Origin of the sequence: Burkholderia sp. AU31624 (genome assembly GCF_020420065.1) — a bacterium.
Classification (GTDB): domain Bacteria; phylum Pseudomonadota; class Gammaproteobacteria; order Burkholderiales; family Burkholderiaceae; genus Burkholderia.
In genome coordinates this window covers 76,947-89,079 of sequence record NZ_JAIZRT010000015.1, presented here as the reverse complement: position 1 = coordinate 89,079, position 12,133 = coordinate 76,947, and the positions used below count along the sequence as shown (strand labels likewise).

General features: G+C 68.9%; 8 protein-coding genes. 5 read left to right on the top strand and 3 right to left on the bottom strand.

Annotated elements, in window-relative coordinates; genetic code table 11:
- Positions 1 to 22: 22 nt before the first annotated feature.
- The gene (gene fliD, locus LGM89_RS36165) at positions 23 to 1,441 is read left to right on the top strand and encodes a flagellar filament capping protein FliD (protein WP_226275719.1); all 1,419 of its coding nucleotides are present in this window, start codon (positions 23 to 25) and stop codon (positions 1,439 to 1,441) included.
- 30 nt (positions 1,442 to 1,471) lie between these two features.
- Positions 1,472 to 1,768, top strand: coding sequence for a flagellar protein FliT (locus tag LGM89_RS36160; RefSeq protein ID WP_089493883.1), 297 nt, complete (start codon positions 1,472 to 1,474; stop codon positions 1,766 to 1,768).
- Between the two features lie 241 nt (positions 1,769 to 2,009).
- Here the strand turns inward: LGM89_RS36160 and LGM89_RS36155 are convergent, their stop codons facing one another.
- The 3 genes from LGM89_RS36155 to LGM89_RS36145 all read right to left on the bottom strand — a co-directional run bounded on the left by LGM89_RS36155 (position 2,010) and on the right by LGM89_RS36145 (position 8,720).
- The gene (locus LGM89_RS36155; protein WP_226275717.1) at positions 2,010 to 4,496 is read right to left on the bottom strand and encodes a tetratricopeptide repeat protein; all 2,487 of its coding nucleotides are present in this window, start codon (positions 4,494 to 4,496) and stop codon (positions 2,010 to 2,012) included.
- Positions 4,493 to 6,691: a tetratricopeptide repeat protein gene (locus LGM89_RS36150; protein WP_226275715.1), complete on the bottom strand. Its 2,199-nt coding sequence runs from the start codon at positions 6,689 to 6,691 to the stop codon at positions 4,493 to 4,495. Before LGM89_RS36150 ends, LGM89_RS36155 begins: the two co-directional genes overlap by 4 nt.
- Before the next feature lie 241 nt (positions 6,692 to 6,932).
- The gene (locus LGM89_RS36145) at positions 6,933 to 8,720 is read right to left on the bottom strand and encodes a tetratricopeptide repeat protein (RefSeq protein WP_226275713.1); all 1,788 of its coding nucleotides are present in this window, start codon (positions 8,718 to 8,720) and stop codon (positions 6,933 to 6,935) included.
- A 445-nt stretch (positions 8,721 to 9,165) separates the two neighbouring features.
- Between LGM89_RS36145 and LGM89_RS36140 the strand changes: the two genes are divergently transcribed.
- Genes LGM89_RS36140 through LGM89_RS36130 form a run of 3 tightly spaced genes read left to right on the top strand, consistent with a single transcriptional unit; the run spans position 9,166 to position 12,052 of the window.
- Complete coding sequence (locus LGM89_RS36140; RefSeq protein ID WP_226275711.1) at positions 9,166 to 9,948, top strand: class I SAM-dependent methyltransferase; 783 nt, start codon at positions 9,166 to 9,168, stop codon at positions 9,946 to 9,948.
- Positions 9,948 to 11,333 (top strand): NAD(P)/FAD-dependent oxidoreductase, encoded by a 1,386-nt coding sequence (locus LGM89_RS36135; protein WP_089493879.1) that lies wholly within the window; start codon positions 9,948 to 9,950, stop codon positions 11,331 to 11,333. The genes LGM89_RS36140 and LGM89_RS36135 overlap by 1 nt, the downstream gene beginning before the upstream one ends.
- On the top strand, positions 11,330 to 12,052 hold the full coding sequence (locus tag LGM89_RS36130; protein WP_226207555.1) for a WbqC family protein: 723 nt from the start codon (positions 11,330 to 11,332) through the stop codon (positions 12,050 to 12,052). The genes LGM89_RS36135 and LGM89_RS36130 overlap by 4 nt, the downstream gene beginning before the upstream one ends.
- Positions 12,053 to 12,133: the final 81 nt, after the last annotated feature.

Sequence of the window (12,133 nt, the reverse complement as noted above, 5' to 3'; positions counted from 1 at the left end):
CGCGGACGACCGGAGCAACGGCATGGCCACCACGACCCCCGTCAGCAGCACGGACATCACCACCCTCCTGTCGCAGGCCGGACAGTCGATCATCAGCGGCGCGACCAATTCGTCGCTCGACGTCAATACGCTCGTCACGACGCTGGTGAACGCGAAGACGGCCGGGCAATTGCAGACCCTGCAGACCCGCCAGACGAACGACAATACGCAGCTGTCCGCGATCGGCCAGCTGAAGGGGGCGCTGTCCGCGCTGCAGACCGCGCTCACCGGCCTCTCGAACGGCACCACGCTCAGCAGCCTGGCCGCGACGGCGAGCGGCAGCGGCATCGCGACGACGGTCACGAGCGGCAGCGGCGCGGTGGCCGGTTCGTATTCGGTCAATGTCACGCAGCTCGCGACCGCCAACAAGCTGTCGTCGGCCGGCGTGACGTCGGCGGACACGATCTCGGCCGGCTCGCTGAGCATCACGTTCGGCAGCAATCCCGCATTCAACGTCAACGTGGCGGCCGGCGCGTCGCTGTCCGACATCGCGTCGTCGATCAACTCCGCGTCCGGCAATGCCGGCGTCACCGCGTCGGTCATCACCGGTTCGGACGGCCAGCATCTCGTGATGCAGTCGAACGACACCGGCGCGGCCAACACGATCTCGATCACGGGCACGGGCGTCAACTCGAAGCTGACGTCGGGGTACACGACGGTCACGCCGGCGGCCGACGCGAAGCTGACGATCGACGGCACGCCGGTGTCGAGCGCGTCGAACAACGTGTCGGGCGCGCTGACGGGCGTCACGCTGGCGCTGTCGCAGGCCGCCGTCGGCACGACGCAAACCGTCACGCTGTCGCAGGACACCGCCGCGGCGACGACCGCGATCAACAATTTCGCGACCGCGTATACCAACTTCGTGAACACCGCGAAATCGCTGACGAGCTACGACTCGACGGCGAAGACCGCCGGCCCGCTGCTCGGCGACGCGATGATGAACACGATCAGGAACACGCTCGCGACGACGCTCAGCAGCGGCGTCACGACGGGCGGCACGACCTATGCGCTCGGCAGCATCGGCATCAACGTGGACTCGACCGGCGCGATGTCGGTCGACACCGCCGCACTGACCACCGCGCTCAAGTCGAACAGCTCCGCGGTGGCGGCGATCTTCAACCAGACGAACGGCATCGCCCAGGCGCTCAATGCGAACATCACCTCGTACACGCAGACGTCCGGCCTGATCGACCAGCGCACCACCGCGATCAATGCCGATCTGACGAGCGTGCAGAGTCAGGCCACGCAACTGCAGACCTACTCGAACCAGCTGACCACGCAATACACCGCGCAGTTCACCGCGCTGAACACGCTGATGGCGCAGATGGCGAACAACACCCGCTACCTGACCCAGCTGTTCGGCGGCCAGAACAGCTCCGGCGCGTTGGCCAACAACAAGTAAGCCTTGGCAGCCCCCCTTCGGAGCCGAACCATGACGAACGACACCCTGTCCCGCGCCTTGGACCTGACCCGTGCCATGCAGTCGGCGGCCGACGCACGCGACTGGGTGCGCGTCGCGGCCCTCGTCGACGAACGCTCGCCGCTGCTGATGAACCTGTCCGGCGAGCAGACCCCGGACGGGCTGGACCAGGTGCGGCAGATCATGGCGATCGACGCGTCGATCACCGAGCATGCGCAGACGGACCGTGACCGCCTGGCTGCGGAATTTGCGCAGTCCCAGGAGCGGATCAAGGCCGCGAGCCAGTACCAGATGGCCGGCTTGCTGTGACCGGCCGGGCGTCTCGCCCGCCGCGCAGGTCGAATTAAAAGACGCCGCCAGTCGAGCGGACCGTTGTCGCCGTACCATCGAGCCGCTTCACTGCGGCTTTTTTTTTCGCCGGCGGGCGGGTGAGCGAGCCGGATCGCGCCGACTACGCCCGCGTCGCCCGCTCGACGGCCGCGCCGATCATCTCGGGCGGCCGGCCCGACGGTGCGCGAGCGCGGCTTCCCGCCGAGGCGCGCCCCGCTCGTCATGCGTCCGGGGTCGCCGTCTCGCCGGACGCGTAGCAGGCCCACATGCCGTGCAGCGCGTCCTCCAGGTTGCGCGCGAAGCGCGACGCGTCGCACAGCGGCGACGCGAGCGCGCGCTCGCGCAGCGTCGCACGCAGCGTCGCCAGCCCGTCACGGTCGCGCGCGAACGCGACGGCCTTCGCGAGGTACGCCGCCTCGTCTTCCGCGATCCATTCGCCCATTCCCGCCGCGTGCAGCAGGCTCTCGCAAATGTGCGTGACGAACCGGCCGCCCTTCATCCCGAGCACCGGCACGCCCATCCACAGCGCTTCGGCCGTGGTCGTGCCGCCCGGGTACGGGAATGGGCTCAGCGCGATGTCGATGCGGTGATACGCGGCGAAGTACTCCGCACGCGGCGAACCGCCTTCGAGAATCAGCCGATCCGCGCCGATGCCGTGCCGCGCGAAGCGGTCGAGCGTCGCCTGGTTCACGTCGCCGGCGCCGAGCTCATGGGCCTTCAGCAGCAGGCGCGCGTCCGGCAGCGCGTGCAGGATGCGCGACCACAGCGCGACGACCTCGTCGCTGATCTTGACCAGCTTGCCGAAACAGCCGAACGTGACGCCGCCATGCGCCGCCATCGGCAGCGGGCCGACCGCGACATCGTACGGCGGCGGCGTGAAGCACAGGTAGCTGTCCGGCAGCCGCCACGGCCGCTCGGTGAAGTGCTGCGCCTCGTCGGCCGGAAGCGTATGCGCGTCGCCGATGAAATAGTCGATCGCGCGGCAACCGGTGGTCGCGAAGAAACCGAGCCAGCTCGCCTGCACCGGCGCGGGCTTGTGTCCGAAGATCGGCAGACCGCTCCAGTCGGTATGGCCTGCCATGTCGATCAGGATGTCGATGCCGTCGTCGCGAATCAGTTTCGCGGCCTCCTCGCGGCCCAGGCTGACCACCTTCTTCCAGCTCGCGAAGTTCGGCTTGAGCCGCGCGGTCACGTCGTCCTCGCCGATGAACGTCACATACGCATGTGGCTCGATGCGCGACCGGTCGATCCGCGCCAGCACGCTTTCCAGAAAAATGCCGACCGGGTGCTGGCGCAGGTCGCCCGACACGAAGCCGACGCGTAGCGGCCGCCCCTGTGCCTGCGCGACGCGCTGCGCGCGGTCGTGCTCGAACGGAAGCGCATCGCGCTCGAGATGTTCGCCGTAGCGGCGCGCTTCAGCGACCCACTCCTGCGGCTCGAACGCGGGCGAACTCGACATGTTGAACAGCATCCGCGAGTACGCGCGATGCAGGTCGAACCGGATTGCCGCGCGGAATGCGTCCAGCGCGCCGGCGAGATCGCCTTTCGCCCACAGGATGTCGCCGAGCGTCATCTGGAGCTTCAGCGGATCGATGCCGAGTTCCCGCGCGATCTCCGTATGCTTCATCGCCTCGTCGAGCTTCTCGAGCCGCAACAGCGCGGCGGCGAGGTTCTGATGGGCGTCGGCATCGTCGGGGTTCAGGTCGATCGCGTGCCGGTAGCTCAGTTCCGCCGCAGCCAACCGGTTGAGGTTGTGATACGCGTAGCCGAGGAAATTGTATGCATCGGCCAGTTCGGGATCGAGCTCGATCGCGTGCCGGCACGCCTGCACAGCCTGCCCGTATTCGCCCTGCTGGTTGCGCAGGTCGCCGAGCCAGGCCCACGCCCGCGCATGCGCGGGATCGATCGCGATCGCCCGCTCGAGCAGTTCGACCGCCTTGCCGAACTCGCTCATGCGCTGCAGCAGCCTGGCCAGTACGCAGTGCGCGTCCGCGTCGCCCGGATCGAGCCCCTCGCGCGCATGGTCGACCGCACCCCGCAGATCACCTGCCGCGCGCAGCGTCTCGCTCAGCCCCTGGTGCGCGACACGGAAGCCCGGTTGCAGCGCGATGGCGCGACGATAGGCCTCCGCGGCATCGTCGAATTTCTCCTGCGCCTTCAGCGCGTTGCCGAGATTGCAGTACGCATCCGCGTATTGCGGCTGGTGCGCGACCGCCTTGGCGTAGCTCGCCGCCGCCGCCTCGTGCTCGCCCAGATCCTGCAGCGCGTTGCCGAGATTGTTGTACGCCTGCGCATAGCCGGGCCGCAGCTCGATTGCGCGCGCGCAGCTCTGCATCGCAGCCGCCGGCTCGCGCGCGTCGCGCAACGCGTTGCCGAGGTTGTTGTGCGCCTCCGGATAGTCCGGCCGCAGCCCCACCGCGCGACGGTAGTGCGCGATCGCGTCGTCGAGCCGGCCGCTTTCGCGCAGCATGTTGCCCAGGTTGTTGAAGTACGACGCGTCCGGCCGCGCGACGAGCGATTGCTCCATCAGCGCGATGCCCGCGTCGTACTGCTTCAGCTGGCACGCCAGCAGACCGAGAAAATGCAGCGCATCCGGCTGGCCCGGCTGCGCGGTGAGGATCGCGTCGTACAGCGTCTTCGCTTCGGCGAGACGCCCCGCCTGGTGATGCGCCAGCGCGGACTGCAGCGTGTCGTGAATATCGTTCATGCTTCGTGTTCCGAGTTCGTATAGCGTTGCCACATGCCGATGAACGCCGCTTCGAGATGCGCGGCGAACCGGCGCGCGTCGCACAGCGGCGACGCGAGCAGCTGCGCGCGCAGCCCCGCGCGCAGCGTCGCGAGCCGCTCGCGGTCGCGCACCGCCTCGATCGCCTTCGCGACGTAGGCAGCCTCGCCGTCAGCGACCCATTCGCCCATGCCCGCCGCGTGCAGCACGCTTTCGCAGATGTGCGTGACAAAGCGGCCGCCCTTCATGCCGAGCACCGGCACGCCCATCCACAGCGCTTCCGCGGTGGTCGTGCCGCCCGGGTACGGGAACGGGCTCAGCGCGACGTCGATGCGGTGATAGGCGCCGAAGTATTCCGCGCGCGGCGAACCGCCCTCGAGGATCAGCCGGCCCGCGCCGATGCCATGCCGTGCGAAGCGCGCGGCGGTCGCGTCGCGCACGCCCTCGCGGCCGAGTTCGTGCGCCTTGAGCAGCAGCCGCGCGTCCGGCAGCGTGTGCAGGATGCGCGACCATGCGCGCACGACGTCGTCGCCGATCTTCACGAGCTGGCCGAAGCAGCCGAACGTCGGATGGCCGCGCGCCGCCATCGGCAGCGGGCCGACCTCGACGTCGCAGGCCGGCGGCGTGAAGCACAGGAAGCTGTCCGGCAGCCGCCACGGCTGCTCGACGAAGTGATGCGCTTCGGCGTCCGGCAGCGTGTAGCGGTCGCCGATGAAGTAGTCGATCGCGTCGCAGCCGGTCGACGCGAAAAAGCCGAGCCAGCTCGCCTGTACCGGCGCGGGCTTCCAGCCGAACACGGCCAACCCGCTCGACTGCGTATGGCCCGCGAGGTCGACGAGGACGTCGATTTCGTCGTCGTGAATCATCCGCGCGGCCGCCTCCGGGCCCAGCGCGGCGATCGAGCGCCAGCTGCTCGCGTGCGGCTTCAGTTTCGCGGTGATCGCGTCCTCCTCGTCCGTGGTCACGTACACGCGCAGGTCGATGCGCGTGCGTCCGAGGTGCGCAAGCACGCTTTCCAGGAAGATGCCGACCGGATGCAGGCGCAGGTCGCCGGACACGAAGCCGACCCGCAGTGGCCGCCCCTGCGCGCGCGCGGCCCGCTCGCGCGGATCGTACGCATACCGCGTCGAACGCGCGGCCAGGTGCCGGCCGTAGCGCCGCGCGTCGGCCAGGTAGTCGGCGGGGTTCACGCAGGCGGACGCCGCCGCGCTGAACAGCAGCCGGTTCAGCACGGTCGCCGCGACGTCGTCGGCGTCGTCGCGCACCAGCGCAAGCGCGTCGCGATACGCGTGGACCGCGGCATCGACGTTGCCCTGCGCGCGCAGGATGTCGCCGAGATTGACGTGCATCAACACGGCCGGCGGGCCGGCCTGCAACGCCTGCCGGCAATAGATGAGCGCCTCGTCGAGCCGCTGCAGCTTCAGCAGCACGACGGACAGGTTGTGGCACGCGCCGGCGTCCGCCGGATTCAGCGTGACGGCCGTGCGATGGCTGGCCTGCGCCGCGTCGAGCCGGTCCAGTCCGTGATACGCGTTGCCCGCGTGGTTGTGCGCTTCGGCGAGGGTCGGCGCGAGCCGGATCGCGTCCTGCGCATGCGCGAGCGCTTCCGCGCAGCGCAGCTGCTTGTGACGCACGGCGCTCAGGTTCGCGTGGGCCATCGCCATCGACGGGTCCAGCTCGATCGCGCGGCCGTAATGCGTGGCGGCGCCGTCGAGGTCGCCCAGATCCTGCAGCGCGTTGCCGAGGTTGTTGTACGCCTGCGCGTAATCGGGCCGCAGCTCGATCGCGCGTGCGCAGCTCTGCATCGCAGCCGCCGGCTCGCGCGCGTCGCGCAATGCATTGCCGAGGTTGTTGTGCGCCTCGGGATAGTCCGGCCGCAGCGTCACCGCGCGACGGTAGTGCGCGATCGCGTCGTCGAGCCGGCCGTTTTCGCGCAGCATGTTGCCGAGGTTGTTGAAGTACGACGCGTCCGGCCGCGCGACGAGCGATTGCTCCATCAGCGCGATGCCCGCGTCGTACTGCTTGAGCTGGCACGCCAGCAGCCCGAGAAAATGCAGCGCGTCCGGCTGGCCCGGCTGCGCGGTGAGGATCGCACCGTACAGCGTCTTCGCTTCGGCGAGACGCCCCGCCTCATGATGCGCGAGCGCCGCCTGCAATGCCTGTCCTGTTCCGTCCATCTCGTCTGCTCTGCTCAATAGGGATGAGGTTCACGTCCGAAGTCGATCAGCCGGCGGCCGTGCCCGATCGTCACGGCCGATGCCGCCATCCCATCGCGTGCCATCCCGACGACGGTGTCGCGCACGCGCCACCGGCCGGAATGACGATCACGTCGGCCGGCGCGGTGTTCTGCGCGTGGGGCGCCATGTTCCGCGTGCCGCCGGCGTGGAAATGCCCACGCCCGTCACGTCGCGAGCGGCCTCACACGGACGCGCCCGGCGCGGCTTCGACGTGCTGCGCCCACATGCCGTGCAGTGCGTCCTCGAAGTGGCGCGCGAAGCGGGGCGCGTCGCACAGCGGCGACGCGAGCACCTGCGCGCGCAGCGTCGTGCGCAGCGCCGCCAGCTCGGCGGGCTGGCCGACCTGCGCGACGGCCTTCGCGACATAAGCGTCGTCGTCGTCCGCGATCCACTCGGGCAACCGCGCCGAATGCAGCAGGCTCTCGGCGATGTGCGACAGGAAGCGCTCGCCGCGCCGGCACAGTACGGGCACGCCCATCCACAGCGCTTCGGCGGTCGTCGTGCCGCCCGGATACGGGAACGGGCTCAGCATCAGGTCGACGCGCCGGTACGCGGCCAGGTATTCGGCGCGCGGCGAGCGGCCTTCGAGGATCAGACGCTGCGCGTCGATGCCGTGCGCCGCGAAGCGCGCGGCAAGCGCCTGCTGCTCGCGCGGATCGTCGAGATGCTCCGCCTTCACGAACAGCTTCGCGCCCGCGACCGATTGCAGCACGCGCGACCAGACCGCGACGACGCGATCGGTGATCTTCGCGAGCTTGCCGAAATAGCCGAAGGTCGGATGGCCGTTCGCAAGCATCGGCAGCGCGCCGACGTCGACAGGCTCGGCCGGCGGCGTGAAGCACAGATAGCTGTCCGGCAGATGCCACGGCCGCTCGGTGAAATGCGCGGCCTCGGCGGGCGGCAGCACGTGACGGTCGCCGATCACGTAGTCGATCGCGCGCACGCCGGTGCTCGCGAAATAACCGGGCCAGCTCGCCTGCAGCGGCGCCGGCTTCCACGCGAACAGCGGCAGGCGGTTGTAGACCGTGTGGCCCGCCGCGTCGAGCAGCACGTCGATGCGGTCCGCGCGGACACGCGCGGCCGCCGCTTCGTCGCTCAGGCCGGCAATGCAGGTCCACGTCGCGAAGGCCGGCTTGAGGCGGGCGGTCACGTCGTCCTCGACGTCGCGCGTCGGGTATGCATGCATCTCGATCCGGTTCGGGTCGAGATGCTTCAGCATGCTCTCGATGAAATAGCCGACCGGATGCGCCTTCAGGTCGCCCGAGACGATGCCGACCTTGAGCGGCCGCCCGGCGCGGGCGGTCAGGTCGACGAGCCAGTCCGTCCACGGCGTCGCGCCGCGCGTGACGACTTCGTCGTAGCGCGCGGCCTCGGCGAGATAGGCGTCCTGATCGAACGCTTCGCTGCAGTGGCTCGCGAACAGCAGGTTGCTGCGCGGCTCCGGCAGTTCGGGGCGCAGCGCGACCGCGTGCCGGTAAGCCTCGAGCGCGGCCGGAATCTCGTTCAGGTCGAACAGCGCATTCGCAAGGTTGTTGTAGGCCTGGCCGTTGTCCGGCTTCAGCGCGATGGCCTGGCAGAACGCATCGACGGCCGCGCGGGCGTCGCCGGCGAGCCGCAGCGCGTTGCCGAGGTTGTTGTACGCATCGACGTAGTCGGGTCGAAGCTCGATGGCGAGACGGAAGCACTCGGCGGCGGCGGCGTGACGGTTGTCCGCCTGCATCACGTTGCCGAGGTTGTAGTAGTACATCGCGTCCGGCCTGACCTCGATCGCCGCCATGATCAGGTCGGATGCCTCCCGATAGCGCCCGTACTGATGACCGATCAGGCCGAGGAGGTGAAGCGCGTCCGCGTGCCGGGGATCGGTGTCGAGGATCTGCCGGTACAGCGTCTCGGCCGCTTCCAGCCGGTCGGCCTGATGGTGCGCCAGCGCCTGTTCGATCGTGGCGGCGGCGGGGGAGGTGGGCATCATGATGCTTAAGTCGTCCTGGTAGCCAATACGGGATTCGAATCGCGGCCGGCACCCCTGCGCCGGCGCACGCCTGCGCCCGCGGACGCACGCACCGACGGTCTCCGACGTGTCCGAATTCTCCTCGCGCACGCCGCGTTCCAATTGGGCGAGCAGGTGCCGGAATTGGTCGTTATTCCCGCGACTGCAAGCCGCACCCGCGGGCGCCCTGAATGCGCGCCGGACACCCGCGCATCCATCGAAATGCGGGGTGAAACCACCCGCTAATCCGACATTCGATCCTGGCGCCGCTCGCTAGACTCGATTCCGAAAGATGACCGGATTGCACCGTGCGGACAGCCGCGACGCGTGCGGGCCCGGTTGCCGCACCGGATGCCGGCCGCGCACGCGACCCCGGTCCGCCACGGCACTTCGTTCGGTATCACTCATAGTCCCTGGAGCCTTTTGTATGCACGAGTCATCCATCATCACCAACTCGAACGACGACCAGCTCGCCGCGCGCCGCGAACTGTTCGAACTGCTGCACGCGTATCCCGCGACCCCCGAGGAACTGGAACGCTCGCTCGGCCTGTTCGTGCGCGGTTCGCTGCTCGCGCGGTTCCTGGCGACCTTCGAGGTGTATCAGAAGATCGTGCCGCTGCCGGGCTCGATCCTCGATCTCGGCACATGGCGCGGGCAGACCGCGGTGCTGTGCGAGAACTTCCGCGCGATCCTCGAGCCGCTGAACTTCCAGCGCCGCATTCACGCGTTCGATACGTTCACCGGCTACGCAGGCTTCTCCGAGGACGACTCGCGCGACCGCAAGCTGTTCTCCGACGGCACCTATTCGGTGGCGAGCGGCTACGCGGACCTGCTGCGCAAGCTGCTGTCGCTGCACGAGCGCAACAACGCGATGGGCCACGTGAACGGCAAGCACCGCGTGTGGGAAGGCGACTGCCGCGACACGCTGGCGGCGTTCGACGAAGCGCACCCGGGCGAGACGATCGCGCTGGCATGGTTCGACCTGAACGTGCCGGGCCCGACGGAGCAGGCGTTCGAAGCGGTGCTCCAGCGCCTGGTGCCGGGCGGCGTGGTCGCGGTGTGGCAGCTGATGCGCGGCCATCAGGCCCCCGCGGAAGGCATGCACTACCTGCACAAGGTGCTCGGCAAGTACCCCCACCAGATTCACCGGACGCAGGCGTATCCGTCGCTCTGCTACATGACGTTCCCCGAAGGCGGACAGGGGCGCTAATGAAGATCGCGATCCTCGGCAACGGCATTCTCGGGCTGATGACGGCCCGGGCATGGCAACGCGCGGACCCGACTGTCGAACTCGTGATCGTCGGCCCGGCACTGCGCCCGGGCTCGGCGACGCGCGCGGCGGCGGCGATGCTCAACTCATTCACCGAACTCGAAGGCGACTCGCTCGGCACGCCGCTCGACCGCTTCAAGTTCGAGCTGAGCCGCGCGGCGACCGCGGCCTGGCCGGGCGTATTTGCCGAGATCTGCACGCCGGCGCGCGAGGTCGCCCACGGGTTCGGCACGTACGTGCTCAACAACGCGGCGACCGACGCGCTCGACGACGAGAACTTCGCGGCCGTGAAGCGCTTCTGCCGCGAATTCGAGGAACCCTGCGAGGCGGTCGATCCGTCAAGCATCCCGAACTATCACCCCGACCCGCGCTATCGCGCGTTGAACGCGCTCTACCTGAAGCGTGAGGGCTGGGTCAATCCGAAGCAGTTTCTCGACGCGCTGACGGCATCCGTCGCGCAGACGGGCAACACGACGCTCGTCGACGCCCAGGTCGAGCGGCTCGATATCGCCGGCGGGCGCGTCGTCGCGGCGCGGCTCTCCGACGGCAGCACGCTCGACGCGGACCGCTTCGTCCTGTGCAACGGCGCGAACCTCGGCCAGCTGCTGCGCGCGAGCGCGCCCGAGCTGCCGGTACAGCGGCTGTTCTACGGCATCGGCATGTCAATCGAGCTGCAGAGCGCGGAAAACGTGCACACGCACTGCATCCGCACCACCAACCGCGGCCTCGCATGCGGCGTCTATTCGGCGCCGTACGGGCCGGACCGCACGCTGATCGGCGCCAGCAACTACATCAGCCCGGTGCCGATCGACCACGGCCACGTCGGCAGCGCGTACTCGCTGCTGAAAGCGGCAATGGACCAGATCAACAGCAAGTTCTACCGCGCGAACCTCGTCAACGTGAACGTCGGCTGGCGGCCCATGACGTCCGACCTGTATCCGCTGTTCGGCGAAACCAGCGTGCGGGACCTGTGGATCCTCGGCGGCACCAAGCGGGACGGCTTCCACCTGTCGCCGGTGCTGTGCCGCGACCTCGTCGCCGCGATGCGCGGCGAGCCGATCGACCCGCGTTACGCGGAGCTTGCGCCCGAGCGGCCGCTGATCCGCAACATGTCGCGCGAGGCCGCGATCGCGAAGACCGTGCGGCACCAGCTCAACGCGGCGTACCAGCACGACTTCGAGCCGGCGAGGAACCGCATGGTCGAGCAGTTGCAGCGCTCGATGCGCACGGACCTCGAAGCGCTGCACGACCGGATCGGCGCGACCGACTGGGGCATTCCGCCCGAGCTGGTCGACATGTACCGGTACGGCCACATCCCGGCATGAGCGGCACGCCCATGGAAGCGGTTGCGAAGCGCGTGGCGATCGTCCAGTCGAACTACATCCCGTGGAAGGGCTATTTCGACCTGATCGCCGCCAGCGACGAATTCATCCTGTACGACGACGCGCAGTACACGCGCCGCGACTGGCGCAACCGCAACCAGATCAAGACGCCGCAGGGCGTGCAATGGCTGAGCGTGCCGGTGAAGGTGAAGGGCAAGTATCTCCAGACGATTCGCGAAACCGAGATCGACGGCGACGACTGGGCGCCGCAGCACTGGAAGCGGCTGCAGCAGAACTACGCGCGCGCGCCGCACTTCGCGGGCTATGCGGACGCGCTCGAAGCGCTCTATCTCGGCCGCCGCTACGACACGCTCAGCGAGCTGAACCGCACGCTGCTGATGTGGATCAACCAGCAGCTGGGAATCGACACGCGCATCTCGTCGTCGTCGGACTACACGCTGAACGGCGACCGCACCGAGAAGCTGCTGAACCTGTGCATGCAGGCGGGCGCGACCGAGTACCTGTCGGGCCCGTCCGCCCGCTGCTACCTGGACGAGAACCTGTTCGCGGACGCGAACATCGCGGTGCGCTGGTTCGACTACCCGGCCTATCCCGAGTACCCGCAGCAGTGGGGCGACTTCGTGCATGGCGTCACCGTGCTCGACGTGCTGTTCAACTGCGGCCCCGACGCTCGCGAGTACGCGCTCTATCGGGGCGCGTGACATGTGCCGATGAACGCATCCCGTCACGCAAGCCTGCACGACGACGGCCCTGCGCGCTCGCGCGGCGCCGTCCGGCAGGAC